Below are 17356 nucleotides of genomic sequence, written 5' to 3' on the forward strand. Positions count from 1 at the left end.
GCGGCCCGTTCTCACGATACGTTCGTGAACAGTTCGAAAGTCGCGTTGTAATACTTGTCGGTCTGACCCAGGTGACGCATTCCGAGGCGTCGGCACACTGCCTGTGACGCCGTGTTCTCCGGCCACGTCACGGCCAGCACCGGACTGATTCCGGAACGCGCCGCATAGGCCATCACCGCGTTCGCGGCCTCGGTCGCATACCCCTTGCCCCAGGCGTTCGGATGCAGATGCCAGCCGATCTCGGTCTCATCACAGGGCTGCATCGTCGCGCCGGAGGCGAGCAGCGGGACCAGCAGTGCCGTACCGAGCAGGTGCCCGGTCGCCCGGTCCTGGATCGCCCAGATCGTGTGCACGTCGTCCTGCCGGGCCCGCCAGCGGGTGAGCGTCGCGACCGCGTCGTCGCGCCCGGCCAGTACCCGGGGCGCCGAACCGAGGAACCGCGCCACCTCCCATCGCGAATACATGTCGAGGAGGAAGTCGATGTCCTTCTCCTCCCACTCGCGAAGAAGCAGCCGGGGTGAGATCAGTGACCGCATCGCCGCAGCGTAACCGGGATCGCGAGGAAATGTAACCGGCCGGTAACCCGGTGGCGGAGCAACCCGGCCGGGATTGTGACGTTGGAGAAGCGTGCACCCGGAGGAACTCGTCACAGGCATGGTCTACGGTCGGCACGTGCTTGAAGAGCCCGCCCCGTCGCCCCCGGACTCCGACGACGCCGTCCCGGCCGTCGCGCCCGCCGGCGTGGAGATGGAGACCAGCGGATTCACCGTCCGGCTGGACAACTTCACCGGCCCGTTCGATCTACTCCTGCAGTTGATCGGCAAGCACAAGCTGGATGTCACCGAGATCGCGCTGCACCAGGTCACCGACGACTTCATCGCCTACATCAGGGCCATGGGCGACGACTGGGACCTCGGGGAGACCAGCGAGTTCCTGCTGGTCGCGGCGACCCTGCTGGACCTCAAGGCGGCCCGGCTGCTGCCCGCCGCCGAGGTCGAGGACGAGGAGGACCTGGCCCTGCTCGAGGCGCGCGACCTGCTCTTCGCCCGGCTCCTGCAATACAAGGCCTACAAGGAGGCCGCCGCGCACATCGCGGAGCTCGAGGCCACCGGGGCGCGTCGCTGGCCGCGGCTGGTCACCCTCGAGCAGCGGTACGCCGAAGCGCTCCCCGAACTCGTGCTGGGCGTCGGGCCGGAGCGCCTGCTGAAGATGGCGCTGAAGAGTTTCCTGCCCAAACCGGGGCCGCCACAGGTCTCCATCGCCCACATCCACCAGGTGCGGGTCAGCGTCCGCGAGCACGCCAACCTGCTGCGTGATCGGCTGCGCCGGGCCGGAGTCGCCACGTTCAGCCTGCTCGTCGCCGACTGCGACAACACGCTCGAGGTGGTGGCCCGCTTCCTGGCGCTGCTGGAGCTCTACCGCGAGGGGCTGATCGACTTCGAGCAGCCGGTCTCGCTGGACGAGCTGACCGTCCGGTGGATCGGCGGGGACAGCGACGTCGAGCTGGAGGTGGACGACTACGAGGGCAGCAAACCGGCAGAGGACGATACCGGTTCGGACGATCCCGCGGCCGCGCGGCTTGACTCGGACGCCGCTGATGGCGATCTTGGCACGGGTGACGACGAGGCCCCGGCAGACGGGCCGGTGGCTGTGGAGGAGACATCGTGAGCAGCGAGGAGCGTCCCGAGTCGCTGGCCGCCCAGGCCGCGGCGTGGGTGCCGCCGTGGGAACGGCGACGGGAGCCGGACCGCGAGTACCAGGCCGAAGCCGAGGCCGCCGCGTCGCAGGAGCCCGCACCCGAACCAGAACCTCCGGCCTCACCCGACCTCGAAGCGGATCCTTCCCGCTCACCCGCACCGTCGCCGGACCTCGACGCCGACCCGGAGGCGGTGGAGTCGTCGCCTGTCTTCGGCGCGGAGCCGGTTGCGGAAGCGGATTCGGCGCCGGACTTCGACGCCGACCCGGAGGCGGCGGGACTGTCGCCTGTCCTCGAAGCCGAGCCGGCGGCGGACACTGAGCCCGAGGACGCGGCGCAGCCCGAGACCGAGGTGGTCGCCGAGCCGGAAGTCACACCGGTGGCTGTGGAGCCGGTCGTGGTGGCGTCGGTGCCGTCTCAGCCGCGGCGGCCACGGGAGGCGGTTCCGGCGGTCGTCGAGAGTGTCGTCCGTACCCCCGCCGCGGTCGATCTCGATGATTCCGACCTCGCCGCGGCGCTTGAATCGATCATGCTCGTGGTCGACGAGCCGGTCGGTGAGCTGCAGCTGGCGCAGGTTCTGGAACAGCCGGTGGAACGGATCGCGCGGACGCTGGAGAACGTGTCGGCGCGGTACACGGCGGCCGGGCACGGCATCGACCTGCGGCGGGTGGCCGGCGGCTGGCGGCTGTACACCCGGCCGGAGTACGCGACCTACGTCGAGCGGTTCGTGCTGGACGGCCAGTCGGTGCGGCTCACCCAGGCCGCGCTGGAGACACTCGCCGTGGTCGCCTACAAGCAGCCGGTCACCAGATCCCGCATCTCGGCCATCCGCGGTGTGAACTGTGACGGGGTCATGCGTACGCTGGTCACTCGCGGCCTGATCGAGGAGGTCGGCACCGAGCCGGAAACCGGGGCATACCTGTACCGGACGACGCCGTTGTTCCTCGAGAAGCTGGGCCTCAACTCGGTCGACCAGCTGCCGCCGCTCGCTCCGTTCCTGCCCGACGATGTGGAAGAAGTGCTCGATGCCTCAGGCTGACACCGCCGAACGCCTCCAGAAAGTCCTGGCGGCGGCCGGTGTTGGATCCCGGCGCGCCTGCGAAGACCTGATCTTCCGGCGGCGCGTCACCGTCAACGGCCGGGTCGCCAAGCTCGGCGACAAGGTCGACCCCGCCACGGCGGAGATCCACGTCGACGGGCAGCGGGTGATCACCAACACCAAGCTCGTCTACGTGGCGCTGAACAAGCCGCGCGGCGTCGTCTCCAGCCTCGACGACGAGAAGGGCCGCACCGAGCTGGCCGACTTCCTCGGGGCGAATTTCGAGCAGCGGCTGTTCCACGTGGGCCGGCTGGACGCCGACTCCGAGGGTCTGCTGCTGTTCACCAACGACGGTGGGCTGGCGCACAAGCTGATGCACCCGTCGTACGAGATCAACAAGACGTACCTGGCCGAGGTGGTCGGGCCGCTGCCGCGCAGCGTGGGCCGCGCCCTGCAGTCGGGTGTCGAGCTGGAGGACGGCCCGGCCAAGGTCGACTCGTTCCGGCTGGTCGACGCGATCGGCAAGACCGCGCAGGTGGAGATCGTCCTGCACGAGGGCCGCAAGCACATCGTCCGGCGGATGATGGACGCCGTCGGCCACCCGGTGACCCGGCTGATCCGTACCGCGGTCGGCCCGATCCGTCTCGGTGACCTGCGGCCCGGCGGTTTCCGGCACCTGTCGGCGGCCGAGGTCGCCGCGCTGTTCAAGGCCGTCGGCGACTGATTCCGCCCCGACCCGTCCTGCCCGGCCCGCCCTCAGTAGGTGCGGCCGGTCAGGGCGTCGGCCGCGGTCTGCGAGTCGAAGACCGCCTTCTCCGACTCGATGCGTTTCGGCACGCGGCCGCCGTGGAACAGGTCGACGACCACCGACATGAGCGGTTCGCCGATCTCCGGGCTGCATTCGACGACGAAGGTCAGTTTGCCGTCGGCGAGGCCCTGCAGGGCCGCTTTCGTGCCGTCCACGGTGACGATTTTCGGCGCTGTTCCCGGTTTCTTTCCGGCCGCTTCGAGAGCGATCACAGCGCCCAATCCCATGTCGTCGTTCTGGGCGAAGACGGCGTCGATCCGCTTGTTGCGGTCCAGTAGTTTCCGCATGGCGGCCCGGCCGCCGTCCTTGGTCCAGTCGCCGGTCGCCTTGTCGATGATGTTGAGGCGGCCGGTCTTGGCGGCGGTGGCGGCGAAGCCCTCGGCCCGCAGCTTGGTCGGGGTGGCCCCGGTCGCGCCGAGGATCTCCACCACGTTCACCGTCCCGGTCGTGCCGACGTAGTCGTTCTCCAGGTAGATCGCGGCCAGGTTGCCCTCGGAGGCGAACTCGGCGCCGATCGAGCTGACCCAGAGCGAGGTGTCCTTCTCGTCGATCAGCCGGTCGGTCAGCACCACCGGGATCGCCGCGTCCCGGGCCCGGCGCAGCACCTCGCCCCAACCGGTCTCCACCACCGGTGCGAACGCGATCACGCTGACCCGGGCGTCGATGAACGAGTGGACGTCGGCGATCTGCTTTTTCGGATCGCCCCCGGCGTCCTTGAAGTTCAGATTTATCCGGTTGCGCTCGGCCGCCTTCTTGATCGATTCGGTGTTCGCCTGGCGCCAGCCGCCCTCGGCGCCGACCTGGGAGAAACCGAGGGAGATCGGGCCCTTCGGCGGATTCTTCAGGTCGATCCCGCCCGCCTCGTCCTCGCCGCAGCCCGCCAGCAGCGAGCCGACGCCCGCCGCGGTCAAGGTCACGAAAGAACGTCTGTGCATGGCGGAGCCCCCGTCGGTATGAATCCAGATGATCGATTCCCGGAACGGATGTTGACGATAACAATGCGCTTCTCGTCGTTCTACCCCGCTTATTGAATTGTCGGCCTTCACTGTTTCACTAATGCTAAGTACTGATTTTTCGGGGTCATTCCGGCATCGGCGGCATCCGCCGATGCCGGAATGATCAAGCCCGCATCACCGTGGCGATCGGGATCCCGGCCGCGCGGATGGCCGGGATGAACCCGCCCAGCACGCCCGCGATCAGACCGGCGATCACCCCGGCCACCCCGGCGTCCCAGGGGAACTGCATGCCCTGCAGGAACGGCTGCGAGCTGCCGGCCAGCGTCACCAGCGCCTTCATCCCCAGCACGCTCACCCCGATCGCCAGCGCCGCGGTGAGCAGGCCGGTGATCAGGGTCTCGGCCAGCACGATCCCGGCCAGCAGGGCCCGGGGCGTGCCGACCGCCCGGCGCAGCGCGAACTCCTCGACCCGCTCGCCGACCGTGGCCAGGCCGACGTTCAGGATCCCGGCCACGCCGATCAGCAGCACCAGACCGGCCATCGCCAGGAAGACCAGCCGCATCAGGGCCAGCTCCTTCTCCTGGTCCTCGCGCGAGTTGACGGTACGCACCATCGGCTCCACACCGATCGCCTTCAACTTCGCCGACAACACCTGCTCGACCGGGGTGCCCGCGGTCATCAGCACCCGCACCTCGCTGTAGTTCGGGTCGATCAGCTTCGCGGTCGGCACCCAGTGGCTCAGCTCGTCCAGCCGGACGTAGGCGCGCGGCTGCTGGTCGCCGTCGTCGACCACCCCGAGCAGGTGCGGGGTCATGTTCGCCGACGCGCCCGGCACCCGCATCTCGGCCGGTACCCGGTACTGCTCGAAGCCGTACGCGGCCGCCTTGTTCAGCACCAGGCGCGGGGCCAGCGACGGCATCGTGGCGAAGTCGAGCCACTCGCCCGACTGTGGACGGTACGGCCGGTACTGCCGGACGTCGCCGGTGAGCGCGGTCAGCCGTACCTCGATGGCCTGGCCCTTGGGTTGGATCTCGGATGCCGGCAACTCCCGGCAACCTGTCTCGTCGCAGGTCATCGGGGGTCCGGGGTCACCCCAGGAGCCGTCCAGCGGCACGCCGCCCTCGTTCACCGGCCGCACCCCGGGCTCGCCGATGATCGCCTGCATGCCGGTCATCGCCACCGCGTCCGACCGGCCGGCGACCGTGGTCGTGACCACCTGCCCCAGCTGCGGCGACGTGCCGCCGATGTCCATCACGACGGTGCCGTCCAGGCCCTCGAACAGCTCCATGTCGGCGAGCAGGGCCCGCTCGGCGATGCTGGCGCCGGCCTGCACCACGACGACGGCGAGCACCCCGAGAAAGAGGCTGACCATCGACAGCAGGGTCCGGGTCTTCCGCGACCGGATCCCCTGCAGTCCGATGATCAGCGCCGACCGCGTCCGGCCCGAGAAGCGCATCACCGGGTGACCAGCTGCTCGGTCAGGACGCCCGCGTCCAGGTGCAGGATGCGGCTCATCCGGGCGGCGTGGTCACGGTCGTGGGTGACCAGGATCAGTGCGCAGCCGCGAGCCGTCACCGCCTGGAGGGCGTCGATGACCAGGGTGCCGGTCTCGGTGTCCAGCGCGCCCGTCGGCTCGTCGGCCAGCAGGATCCGCGGCTCACGGACCAGGGCGCGGGCGATCGCCACCCGCTGCTGCTCACCGCCGGACATCCGGGCCGGCCGGTTCTTCGCCAGGTGGGCGATGCCCACCTCGTCGAGCGCCTGCATGACGCGGGCCCGGCGCTGCCGGCGGGGCAGCCAGCCCTGTCCGTTGACCAGCGCCATCGCCACGTTCTGGGCCGCGGTCAGGTGTTTGAGCAGGAAGAACCGCTGGAACACGAAACCGAAGTGGGAGCTGCGCAGCCGTGCCGCCTTGCGTTCCGGCAGTCGGCTGATGTCGCTGCCGGACAGCAGATAGCTGCCCTGGTCCGGGCGGTCGAAGAGGCCGAGCACGCTGAGCAGGGTGCTCTTGCCGGACCCGGAACGGCCGACGATGGCGAGGCTCTCACCCGCGTGCACGTCCAGGCTGACACCGTCGAGGATGGTACGGGGCTGCTCCTGCCCTTTGAGGACCTTGGTGATCCCGTCGAGCCGGATCAGTGCGGTCACCCGGTCACCTCCGGGGCGGGCAGGTTCGGGCCCGGGATCGCGATGGTCTCGTCGCCGGTCAGGCCCTTCTTGATCTCGACGACCTTGCCGTCCGAGATGCCCAGCACGACGTCGACGGTCCGGCGCTGCTTGTCCGGGCCGACGATGTCGACCTTGCCCTTGCCCTGCAGCCCGGCGACCGCCTCGACCGGCAGCACCATGACGTTCTCGGCCCGGCCGGTGATCACGTCGAGGGTGACGTCGGAGCCGTTGATCAGCCGGACCTTCTCCGGGGCCGCACAGACCAGCCGCAGCCCGGTCGCCTCGGAGCCCTCCGGCGCGGCGACCGGTTCCTTCGTCTCCACGGCCACCGGTGGGGCGGCCGACGGGTTGACCGCGGGCGCCCTGGTCGGTACCGGCTCGGGTTCCGGGAACGTGCCGGCCGGCAGCGCCGCGATGGTGCCGACCGGCTCGCAGTCGAACGGTCCCGGGCCGTTCTTGATCTGGGCCTTGATCTGCTTGACCGCGCCGGAGATCCGGTACGCCTGAGCGCTGTCGATGTCGGCGGTGATGCCGTAGCCGACGTGCCGGGCGGACACCACGGGCATGCCCTTCGACACTGGGGAACGGTCGGCCATCAGGCGGCCGGCCATGGTGGTGCCCTCCGGCACGTACACCTTGCGCGGGATGTCACCGTCCCAGACCGTCGCCACCCAGGTGTCCCGGCTGACCGCGACCGTGGTCGGCTGGCGTTCGGTGAATCGCAGCTCGCCCTCGGCGGGAGCCACGATGCCGAAGACCGGGTTGATGCTCACCTTGCCGGTCAGGCTGATCTGGTTGGTCAGATCCTGGCGGGCCGGCTGCACGGTGGTGAGCACGGTGCCGCGGGCCTCGAGCTCGGGCGTCGCCGCCGCCTCGTCGCCTGACGTACAGCCACTCAGGACCAGCGCGACGGCCGAGACGGCCACCGCACCCACACGTCTCTTCACTCGGTACCCCGTTCAGCTTCGATTCCGGACGACCGGCATCGAAGATGGTGCCTGTGAGCCGGCGCGGCAGAACGGTACCGTACGGTCGCAACCGCGGATCGGGGGCTCAGTCCTCCGGGTAGCCGTGGGCGACCAGGACCGCCAGCAACCGCTCGTCCCAGGCGGTCTCGTCGGCGTCACGCCAGCGGTGGCCGCGGGGGCACTGCCAGTTCGGCGGCTGCACCGGCATCAGGCAGCCGCCCAGCGCCAGCTCACCGTGACTGGCGGCGGCCTGCGCCTCGGCGGCGGGCAGCCCGAAGATCAGCGGCACGCCGGCCGCCCCGCATTCGGGACACGAACAGATCACCCTGCGCACGGTACCCCTGTCCGACGGCTTCACACCCGAAAGACGGTGGGGCGCCGGTCGCTGTCGCAGCGTCGCCGGGGATCGTGGCGAGCACCCGGCCGGGCGGATCAGAGCAGACGGGTGACGAGCAGGTCGCCGCCCTCGAACACGCCGCCGTCGATGGCCAGGACGCGGCCTCCGCCGTACCGGAAAGGTCTGCGGGCCTCGGCCCGACTGAGACCGAAGCAACTGATCAGCGTGCTGTGACCGTGGACGATGAGCGAGCCGCCGAAGGCGGCGAGAAGGAAGTCGGCCGCCTCCGGGGAATGCAGCTCGCCGCGACCACTGACCAGGAAGCAGAAGGTCAGCCACTCGGCCGGATCGATCCCGGCCAGGTGTCCGGCGACCGCCTTGTTGACCGCCTCCACGGTGTCGCCGAACTCCAGATAGCGGGTGCTGTCGCAGTGCATCAGCAGATGGCCGTCGACCAGCGCCATCGCCGGCAGCGACCGCAGCCACTCCAGATGCTCGGGGGTCAGGCGGCGCATGTCGTCCTCGCGCCCACCCAGGGTCATCCAGGCGCCCCAGTAGCCGTCGGCGCGGGCCGCCCAGCCGGGCACCGGCGCCGACCCGAACCGGTGCGCGGCCAGCAGATGGGCCTCGTGGTTGCCGAGCAGGGCACCCACCTCACCACCGGACAGGGCGGCCTGGACGGTGAGCCGGCGGATGTCGTCGACCACCCCGATGCCGTCCGGCCCGCGGTCGAAGTAGTCGCCGAGCACCCACAGCCGGGCGTCGGCGCCGCACCAGTCCCCGGCCCCGTCGATCAGGCCGGAGTCACGCAGGGCGGCCCGGAACTCGGCACGATGGCCGTGCATGTCGCTGGCGGCGAAAAGGGGGCGCACGGCCCGGGACTATAACCGGTCGATGTGTCGATGATGTTGAGAGTCACGGGGTCAGCGCCGGCGCGGTGAGCAGTGCGGTGATGTCGGCGGCCGGTACCGGACGGGCGAAGTAGAAGCCCTGTGCGTATCGGTAACCGAGCGCGTGCAGACGGTCAGCCTGATCGCGGGTCTCCACACCCTCGGCGACCGCCCGCAGACCGAGTGTGGTGGCGATGGTGCTCAGTGACGACGCGATGGCCTCCTGCTCGGCGGTGCCGTTCAGGTCGTCGATGAACGACTTGTCCACCTTGAGCGTGGTGACCGGGCAGGTACGCAGCAGGGTCAGCGAGCTGTGCCCGGTACCGAAGTCGTCCAGGGCCAGGCCGACACCCAGTTCGCGCAGCTCCCGTACCGTCTCGAGGGCCGCGCCACCGGCGAACACCGCGGTCTCGGTGATCTCGATGGTGATCCGGTCCGGGGCCAGCCCGTGCCGGTGCAGCGCGTTGGCCACCAGGCCGGGCAGATCCGGGTCGAGCAGCTGCCGCGCCGACACGTTGATGTTCACCCGCGGGCCGCCGGCACCGTGTTCGCGCTGCCAGGCGGCCGCGTCGGCGCACGCCTGGTCGAGGATCCACGCGCCCAGGTCGATGATCAGGCCGCTGTGCTCGGCGACCGGGATGAACTCGGCCGGCGAGATCACCGGCTGGTCGGCCGGGTGCCAGCGGATCAGTGCCTCGACCCCGGTGACGGTCCCGCTCGGCAGTTCCACGATGGGCTGGTAGAGCAGGCGGAACTCGTTCAGCTCCAGACCGCGGCGCAGGGCGGCGGCCAGCTCGGCGTGATGCTGGGCGGTGGCGTCCAGGGCGCTGCTGTGCTCACGGGCCCGGTCCGCGCCGGTGTACTTGGCCGCCTGCAACGCCACCTCGGCGCGGCGCAGCAGATCCGGAACCTCGTCGCCCACGCCGGTCGCGACCCCGGCGGTCACCGTCACCAGCAGGTCGCGGGAGTCGACCCGCAGCGGGGTACGGAACGCGTCCACCAGTGTCTCGGCGAGCACCGTCTCGCCACCCGGCATCAGCACGCCGAACTCGTCACCGAGCAGCCGGGCCACCACCGCGCCCGCGCCGGTGACCGCGGTGACCCGCTCGGCGGCGGCCCGCAGCAGCGCGTCGCCCGTCTCGTCGCCGAGCCGGTCGTTGAGCGCCGCGAACCCGTCCAGGTCACAGACCGCGACGGTGGTCTGCTCGGTCCGGCGGGCCAGCGTGGCGGTGAACAGCCGCCGGTTCGGCAGCCCGGTCAGGTCGTCGTGGTGTGCCTGGTCCTCCAGCCGGTCCAGCAGCACGGCGTTGTCCAGCAGGGCGATCAGCTGGCGGGTCACCACCAGCACGGTGAGCACCACCGAGCCGCCGGCCAGGCCGGGCGTCAGATAGCCCATCCGCAGTGTCACCACGACCAGCAGGGTGGCGACCGCGGCGACCGCGAGGTACGGCACCAGACTGATGTTGCGCCACGGCCCGCCCCGGCGGGTGGGGGTGGACTGGGCCACCGCCGGCCGGCCGGCTGCGTTCACCCGGCTCTGCACCCACGCGGCGATCGCGACGATCAGGCTGGACACCGGCAGCGACGCCACCGACGGGTCCAGGTGCGGCCACGGCGCCAGGGGCGGGGCCAGCATCCAGGAGGCGGGGGAGATCAGCCCGATCGGCGCGAGGGTCCACAACGCGGGCGCCAGCGCCGGACCGGCGCCGGTGATCCCCGCCTTGATCACGGCGGCCACCGCGGCCGACCCGGTGATCATCACGATCAGCAGGAACGTCGCGGTGGCCGTGCCACCGGTGGCCGGGTTCGCGGTGTGCCAGAGGAAGTGGCTGAAGATGATCGCCGCCGCGGTCGTGACGATGGCCATGTCCAGGCCGATCGCGAGCGACGACCGCCAGGTACGGCGTGCGTGCGGCAGCCGGACCACGGCCGCCATGGCGAATGCGGCCGCCACCGCGAAGCAGACCGCGGCCACCGGGTTCAGCGCCTCGGAGTGGTCGAGGAACAGCCGGCTGACGAGCTGCACGAGGCCGCCGGCGGTGAGGAAGACCCAGGTCTTGGTGAGCCGCCGCCAGAAGGCGCGCACCACGGCGTGCCCGGTGGACGCGGCGATCCGGCAGGCCACCGTCGCGGTCGCGGTCGCGCCGATGGCGGCCGGCCAGAGCAGCCACGGCGGTACCGGCCGCAGCAGCCCGGCGGTGCCGAGCGCGACGGCGACCAGCAGCCAGACCGCCGAGAGGGCGAGCACGGCGGCGGCCGGGCGAAGGGATGGTCTCGTCACGGGCACAGAGATCGGCACTGGACGGCCGAAGCTTGAGTCAATCTTCGGTTAACAATCTTTTTTGCACCTTCCCCATCGCGTTGCGGGGCAGGCTGTCGACCAGGTGCACGGTCCGGGGGCGCTTGTGCACGGCCAGCCGTGCGGCCACGAATTCGATCAGTTCGGCCGGTGTGACCGGTTCGGCCACCACGAAGGCGGTGATCCGCTCGCCCAGGTCCGGGTGCGGCACCCCGATCACGGCGGCCTCCCGGACCGCCGGGTGCAGCAGCAGGGTGTCCTCCACCTCACCGGCGCCGACCCGGTAACCGCCGGTCTTGATCAGGTCGGTGGAGGCGCGGCCGACGATCCGGTGCAGGGCGTCCGGGCCGATCGTGGCCACGTCGCCGGTCCGGAACCAGCCGTCGGTGAGGTCGGGTGGGCGTACCCCGTCCGGCCGTAGATAGCCGTCGAGCAGGGTCGGGCCGCGCACCTCGAGGTGGCCGATGGTCTCGCCGTCGGCCGGCAGCGGTGTACCCGCCTCGTCGACCAGCCGGGTGGTGATGCCCGGCAGGGGTCGGCCGACGTGGCCCGCCCGGCGTTCGCCGCCGGCTCGGGCGCTCACCGTGATCAGGGTCTCGGTCATGCCGTAGCGCTCCACCGGGGCCTGGCCGGTCAGGGTGGCCAGGTCGTCGAAGACCGGCACCGGGAGCGGGGCGCTGCCGGAGACCAGCAGACGGGCCGGGGCCAGGGCGCGGGCGGCGGACGGGTCGGCGGTGATCCGCGACCAGACCGTCGGTACGCCGAAGTACATGGTGCCGGGGTTGGCGGCGTACGCCTGCGGGGTCGGTCTCCCGGTGTGGATCAGGCGGCAGCCGAGTCGCAGCGGGCCGAGGACGCCGAGGACCAGGCCGTGCACGTGGTAGAGCGGGAGGCCGTGGACGAGGGTGTCCTCCGGGGTCCACTGCCAGGCCTCGGCCAGGGCGTCTAGGTCGGCGGCGATGGCCTCGGGGGAGAGGACCACGCCTTTGGGGGCGCCGGTGGTCCCGCTGGTGTAGAGCACGAGAGCGGCACGCAATTCACGCGCCGAACCGGATGTATCCGAGATCTCGCCCTGGGAGAAGAGGAGTGTTGCGCCCGAATCGCGCAGGATGTGGGCCCGTTCCAGATCCCCCGCGTCGGGCGGGATCGGCACGATCGGAACTCCGGCCAGCAGCGCCCCGGTCACCGCGACGATGGTGGACAGCTCGGGCGTGGCATCGACGGCCACGATCGGCGCGCCCTTGATCCGGTCGGCGACTCGGGAGGCCTGCTCCAGCAGCTGATGACGCGACAGCGAACCGGACGGTGTGACCACCGCGTCCGGCAGATCAGGGGATTCGATCAGGCGCATGATCGGATCCTACGAAAGAGCGACCGTCCACCCTCTTGCCGCGCTGGCATCCCGGCCGCCGTCGTTGTCGCCGCCGAAAACCCCTGCCTAACGTTCAGATCTCCTGGTGCGAGAGGGGGTGGGGCATGGCCGGATGGCGGGACCTGGGCCGGCTGGCCCACGGCTACCGCGGCCCGATCGCCGGGGCCGCCGCCCTCAGCCTGCTCGGCACCCTGCTCGCGCTGACCCAGCCGCTGCTGGCCCGGGAGGCCGTGGACGGCGCCGCCGCCGGGCGTCTGCGCTGGCCGGTGCTGGGTGCGCTGACCGCCCTGTTCGCCGCCCAGGCGTCGGCGCTGGCCCTGGCCCGGTACGTACAGGCGCACACCGGCGAGACGATGACCCGCGATCTGCGTCGCACCCTGACCGGCCACCTGCTGCGGGTCCGGATCGCCGCGTTCGACGACGGCCGGATCGGCGACCTGATCGCCCGTGCCTGCGGGGACACCACGGTGGTGAAGACGCTGATCGCACAGAGCCTCGGCACCGGCCTGGCCGGGCTGATCGGGCTGGCGGTCGCGGTCGCGCTGCTCGCCTGGCTCGACCCGTGGCTGCTGGCCACCGTGATCGTGCTGTTCGGTGGTTCGTTCGGGGCGCTGCTCGCGGTGGTGCGGCGAGTGCGGATCGCGTCGCGTACCGCCCAGAACGCCGAAGGCGCCCTGCTCGCCGATCTGGAACGCGCGCTCGGCGGGATCCGTCTGGTCCGCGCCTGCCGGGCCGAGCCCCTGGAGGCGGAACGGCTGGACACCTCGGCCGGGCGGGCCTACCGGGCGAACCTGCGGATGGCCGGCATGGTGGCGCTGAGCGGCCCGGCCAACGACCTGGCGGTCAGCGGCGCGTTCCTGGCGGTGCTGCTGTTCGGCGCGACCCGGGTGTCGTCGGGCGCGATGACCCTCGGTGACCTGGTCGCGTTCACACTCGCGATGACCTACCTGGCCGCGCCGGTCTTCGAGATCTTCCAGGCGGTCAGCGCGGTCCAGCAGGGGGCCGGGGCGTTGCACCGGATCAACGAGGTGCTGGCGCTTCCGGTCGAACGGGACCGTCCGGTCGCGGTGGCCCGGGTCGGCGGGGGTGACCGGCCGGTGCTGGAGTTCCGGGACGTCTGGTTCGGGTACCGGCCGGGGCGGCCGGTGCTGCGCGGGATCGGGTTCACCATTCCGGCCCGCGGGCAGGTCGCGCTGGTCGGCCCCTCCGGCGCCGGCAAGTCGACGATCTTCGCGTTGGCCGAACGTTTCTACGAACCGGATCGCGGATCGGTGCTGCTGCATGGGCGGGATGCGCGGTTCACCCCGTACGCCAGGCATCGTGCCTCGGTCGGTCTTGTCGAACAGGACAGTCCCCTGCTCGCCGGAACACTCCGCGACAACCTGCTCTACGGTGCCGGCCGGGTCACCGACCGGGAGTTGCGCCGCGTCCTCGCCATGACCGGTCTCACCGGGGTCGCCGCCGACCTGCCGGACGGCCTCGACACCCCGGTCGGCGACCACGGCCGCCGCCTCTCCGGCGGCCAGCGTCAACGCGTCGCCATCGCCCGCTGCCTGCTCGCCCGGCCCGACCTGATCCTGCTCGACGAACCGACCGCCCACCTCGACCCGGACAGCGAACACGCCCTCACCGCCACCCTGCACGAGGTCGCGTCGGTGTGCGCCCTGATGGTCATCGCGCACCGTTTCTCGACGATCCGCTCCGCGGCCCGCATCCTGGTCATCGACGGTGGTGTCATCGCGAACGCCGGCACCCACGCCGAGCTCCAGCTCTCCAGCCCTTACTACCGACGCCTGACGGCACCACCCCGGCAGCGGTACGCGTGAGGGTCAGCCGGGGAAGGTGGCCAGTTCCTTGACCGCGGTGGCCAGGCGTAGGTCCAGGCCGGAGTGGATGAGTTCGCGGCAGTCGTGGTCGCCGTCGGTGGCGAGACGGCGGATGTCGTGGATGGCGGCGCTGATCCGGTCGCGGACCTCGCGGATCATGTCGGTGGCGGTACCGCGCCATCCGTAGGCGTCGAGCAGCATCCGCAGGCGGCGGGGACGGTCGGCGAAGTCGGTCCAGCCGTCGGCGGTGGCGTCGCTGCGGGCGGTGAGCGGCACCCAGGCGAAGGCGGTGAACGCGAGGTCGGCATCGCGGCTGACCGGCCCGGCGAAGTCCCAGCCGACGAAGCCGGTGAGGCGACGGCCGGCGCGGGTCGCGTTGTACGGCGCGGCGTCGTTGTGCCCGATGATCAGGCCGGGCTCCCAGGCCCCGCCCTTGCGCCAGACCGCGTCGGCCGGCGGCACGAAATCGGCGACCGCTTCGTGGTACTCGCGCAGCCACTGGGCGACCTGCCAGAGGGTGTCGTCCTCCCGGGTCCACTCCGGCCAGGGCAGGGCGGCACCTGTCGGGGTGCCGTCGACGGGCGGGGCGCCGTCGAATCCCGAGTCTTCGAGATGGTGCAGTAGCGCCCGTACCGCGGGGGCCCAGGGTTCCTCGACCGGGACGCCGGGTAACTCCGCGTCGATGTTCATGATCAACCTCCGGGATGGACGGTAGTCCGGAGATCATCGATCATGCATCGGCCTGTTGTCCGACCGGAAGCTGCCGGATGAAGGAAATCATGCAGGTCCGTGTCTCGCGACCCGATGAAGGGGCCACGAGACACGGATCACCGAACCGGACCGGTCAGGCGAAGATCTCCCCGGCGTCGGCCTTGGCGACCAGCAGCGGCGGCGGGGTGAACCGGGCGCCGTAGCGGTCGGCCAGTTCCCGGGCGCGGGCCACGAAACCGGGCAGACCGCCCTCGTACTGGTTGATGTACTGCAGGACGCCACCGGTCCAGCCCGGGTAGCCGATGCCGAAGATCGAGCCGATGTTGGCCTCGGCGACCGACAGCAGCACCCCCTCGTCCAGGCACTTGACCGTCTCGATCGCCTCGATGAAGAGCAGCCGCTCCTTGAGGTCCTCGAACGGGATCGCGACGTCCGGCTTGGCGAAGGCGGACAGTCCCGGCCACAGCCCGGTGCGCTTGCCATCGGTGTACTCGTAGAAGCCGGCCCCGCCGGAGCGGCCGGGCCGCCCGAACTCGTCGATCATCCGGTCGATGACCACGTCGGCCGGGTGCACCTCGTACTCCTGACCGGCGGCGGCCGCCGCGGCCCGGTACTCGTTGCGGATCTTGCGGGGCAGGGTGAGGGTCAGCTCGTCCATCAGCTGCAGCACCGGTGCCGGGTAGCCGGCCTGGCTGCCGGCCTGCTCGATGCTGGCCGGCGCGACACCCTCGGCGAGGAGTGCGATGCCCTCGTTGGTGAAGGTTCCGATGACCCGGCTGGTGAAGAAGCCGCGGCTGTCGTTCACCACGATCGGCGTCTTGCGCAGCTTACGAACCACGTCGAGCGCACGGCGTACCGTCAGATCGCTCGTCTTCTCGCCCTTGATCACTTCGACCAGGGGCATCTTGTCGACCGGGGAGAAGAAGTGCAGGCCGATGAAGTCGGCCTCGCGGCTGACCCCCTCGGCGAGCAGGGTGATCGGCAGTGTCGAGGTGTTGGAGCAGAGCAGCGCGTCGGGCGCGACGACACCCTCGATCTCGGCGAACACCTTGTGCTTGAGCGCCGGGTCCTCGAAGACCGCCTCGATCACCAGGTCGGCACCGGCCAGGTCGGCGATCTGGTCGGTGGCGGTGATCAGGTCGAGCAGGGCCCGACCCTTCTCCTCGGTGATCCGGCCGCGGGCGACGTCCTTGGCGACCAGCTTCTCCGAGTAGCCCTTGCCGCGCAGCGCGCCGTCGAGGGAGACGTCGCGCAGCACCACCGGCAGGCCGGAGCGGGCCGAGACGTACGCGATCGCGGCACCCATCATGCCGGCGCCGAGCACGGCGACCTTGGTGATCGGCGGGACCTCGCCGATGTCGCGCTGGCTCACCTCGTTCAGATCGAAGAAGAACGCCTTGATCATGTTCTTGGCGACCGGCCCGGTGACCAGCTCGACGAAGTAGCGCGTCTCGATGACGAACGCGGTGTCGACGTCGACCTGGGCGCCCTCGACGGCGGCGGCCAGGATGTTGCGCGGCGCCGGGTAGTTCGCCCCCTTGAGCTGCTTGCGCAGGTTGGCCGGGAAGGCCGGGAGCATCGCGGCCAGCGCGGGCGTGGACGGCGTACCGCCGGGGATCTTGTAGCCCTTGGTGTCCCAGGGTTGGGCCGCCTCCGGGTTGGCCGCGATCCACTCGCGGGCCGCGGTGATCAGCTGCTCCGGGGTGTCCACGATCTCGTGGATCAGGCCCAGCTGCAGTGCCTTGGCGACGCGGTGCCGGGTGCCCTTGAGCAGCACCTCCATCAGTGCGGTGGCCAGGCCGAGCAACCGGACGGTACGGACCACGCCGCCCCCGGCCGGCAGCAGGCCCAGGGTGACCTCGGGCAGGCCGATCTCGGTCTTCGGGTTGTTCAGCGCGATCCGCCGGTGGGTGGCCAGCGCCAGCTCCAGGCCGCCGCCGAGGGCCGACCCGTTGATCGCGGCGACGACCGGCTTACCCAGCGTCTCCAGCCGGCGCAGCTGGCCCTTGACCCGGGTGGACAGGTCGAACACGTCCTGCCCGCGGTCGGCCGGGACCGAGCCGAGCTGGTCCAGGTCGCCGCCGGCGAACCAGGAGTTCTTCGCCGACGTGATGATCACGCCGGTGATCTGGTCGCGCTCGGCCTCCAGCCGGGAGACGGTCGCCTCCATGCTCGCCACATACGCGTCGTTCATGGTGTTGGCGCCGCGGCTCGGGTCGTCGAGGGTGAGCACGACGATGCCGTCGTCACCGCGGTCGTAGCGGATGGTCTCGGTCATGGAAAGT

The 17356-nt window shown here is 70.9% G+C and carries 15 protein-coding genes; 4 read left to right on the top strand and 11 right to left on the bottom strand.

What is annotated here, in order from left to right:
• Positions 1–11 precede the first annotated feature (11 nt).
• A complete protein-coding gene (locus tag Q0Z83_RS54285) occupies positions 12–536 on the bottom strand; it encodes a GNAT family N-acetyltransferase (protein ID WP_317791391.1) in 525 nt (174 codons plus the stop codon).
• A 118-nt stretch (positions 537–654) separates the two neighbouring features.
• Between Q0Z83_RS54285 and Q0Z83_RS54290 the strand changes: the two genes are divergently transcribed.
• Genes Q0Z83_RS54290 through Q0Z83_RS54300 form a run of 3 tightly spaced genes read left to right on the top strand, consistent with a single transcriptional unit; the run spans position 655 to position 3459 of the window.
• Complete coding sequence (locus Q0Z83_RS54290; RefSeq protein ID WP_317791392.1) at positions 655–1668, top strand: segregation and condensation protein A; 1014 nt, start codon at positions 655–657, stop codon at positions 1666–1668.
• On the top strand, positions 1665–2735 hold the full coding sequence (gene scpB, locus Q0Z83_RS54295) for an SMC-Scp complex subunit ScpB (RefSeq protein WP_317791393.1): 1071 nt from the start codon (positions 1665–1667) through the stop codon (positions 2733–2735). The genes Q0Z83_RS54290 and scpB overlap by 4 nt, the downstream gene beginning before the upstream one ends.
• Positions 2704–3459 carry a pseudouridine synthase gene (locus Q0Z83_RS54300; RefSeq protein WP_317791394.1) on the top strand — a complete coding sequence of 252 codons (756 nt, stop codon included), beginning with the start codon at positions 2704–2706 and terminating at the stop codon, positions 3457–3459. Before scpB ends, Q0Z83_RS54300 begins: the two co-directional genes overlap by 32 nt.
• Positions 3460–3491: 32 nt before the next feature.
• On the opposite strand, the gene Q0Z83_RS54305 is transcribed toward Q0Z83_RS54300, so the two are convergent.
• The 8 genes from Q0Z83_RS54305 to Q0Z83_RS54340 all read right to left on the bottom strand — a co-directional run bounded on the left by Q0Z83_RS54305 (position 3492) and on the right by Q0Z83_RS54340 (position 12513).
• Positions 3492–4478, bottom strand: a complete 987-nt coding sequence (locus Q0Z83_RS54305) for an ABC transporter substrate-binding protein (RefSeq protein WP_317791395.1) — start codon at positions 4476–4478, stop codon at positions 3492–3494.
• A gap of 184 nt (positions 4479–4662) precedes the next feature.
• The gene (locus tag Q0Z83_RS54310) at positions 4663–5955 is read right to left on the bottom strand and encodes an ABC transporter permease (protein ID WP_317797384.1); all 1293 of its coding nucleotides are present in this window, start codon (positions 5953–5955) and stop codon (positions 4663–4665) included.
• Positions 5955–6647, bottom strand: a complete 693-nt coding sequence (locus tag Q0Z83_RS54315; protein WP_317791396.1) for an ABC transporter ATP-binding protein — start codon at positions 6645–6647, stop codon at positions 5955–5957. The genes Q0Z83_RS54310 and Q0Z83_RS54315 overlap by 1 nt, the downstream gene beginning before the upstream one ends.
• A complete protein-coding gene (locus Q0Z83_RS54320) occupies positions 6644–7615 on the bottom strand; it encodes an efflux RND transporter periplasmic adaptor subunit (RefSeq protein ID WP_317791397.1) in 972 nt (323 codons plus the stop codon). Before Q0Z83_RS54320 ends, Q0Z83_RS54315 begins: the two co-directional genes overlap by 4 nt.
• Before the next feature lie 106 nt (positions 7616–7721).
• On the bottom strand, positions 7722–7961 hold the full coding sequence (locus tag Q0Z83_RS54325) for a hypothetical protein (RefSeq protein WP_317791398.1): 240 nt from the start codon (positions 7959–7961) through the stop codon (positions 7722–7724).
• A gap of 107 nt (positions 7962–8068) precedes the next feature.
• Positions 8069–8845, bottom strand: coding sequence for a metallophosphoesterase (locus Q0Z83_RS54330; RefSeq protein WP_317791399.1), 777 nt, complete (start codon positions 8843–8845; stop codon positions 8069–8071).
• 43 nt (positions 8846–8888) lie between these two features.
• Positions 8889–11144: a putative bifunctional diguanylate cyclase/phosphodiesterase gene (locus Q0Z83_RS54335; RefSeq protein WP_317791400.1), complete on the bottom strand. Its 2256-nt coding sequence runs from the start codon at positions 11142–11144 to the stop codon at positions 8889–8891.
• Between the two features lie 37 nt (positions 11145–11181).
• Positions 11182–12513, bottom strand: a complete 1332-nt coding sequence (locus Q0Z83_RS54340; RefSeq protein WP_317791401.1) for an AMP-binding protein — start codon at positions 12511–12513, stop codon at positions 11182–11184.
• 125 nt (positions 12514–12638) lie between these two features.
• Here Q0Z83_RS54340 and Q0Z83_RS54345 point away from each other — a divergent pair, with 125 nt between their 5' ends.
• Positions 12639–14360, top strand: a complete 1722-nt coding sequence (locus tag Q0Z83_RS54345; RefSeq protein ID WP_317791402.1) for an ABC transporter ATP-binding protein — start codon at positions 12639–12641, stop codon at positions 14358–14360.
• A 3-nt stretch (positions 14361–14363) separates the two neighbouring features.
• Here the strand turns inward: Q0Z83_RS54345 and Q0Z83_RS54350 are convergent, their stop codons facing one another.
• Together Q0Z83_RS54350 and Q0Z83_RS54355 are read right to left on the bottom strand one after the other, a co-directional pair.
• A complete protein-coding gene (locus Q0Z83_RS54350; RefSeq protein ID WP_317791403.1) occupies positions 14364–15050 on the bottom strand; it encodes an aminoglycoside phosphotransferase/kinase family protein in 687 nt (228 codons plus the stop codon).
• Positions 15051–15204: 154 nt separating this feature from the next.
• On the bottom strand, positions 15205–17349 hold the full coding sequence (locus tag Q0Z83_RS54355) for a 3-hydroxyacyl-CoA dehydrogenase NAD-binding domain-containing protein (RefSeq protein ID WP_317791404.1): 2145 nt from the start codon (positions 17347–17349) through the stop codon (positions 15205–15207).
• Positions 17350–17356 lie beyond the last annotated feature (7 nt).

The organism is Actinoplanes sichuanensis (assembly GCF_033097365.1).
Taxonomy (GTDB): domain Bacteria; phylum Actinomycetota; class Actinomycetes; order Mycobacteriales; family Micromonosporaceae; genus Actinoplanes; species Actinoplanes sichuanensis.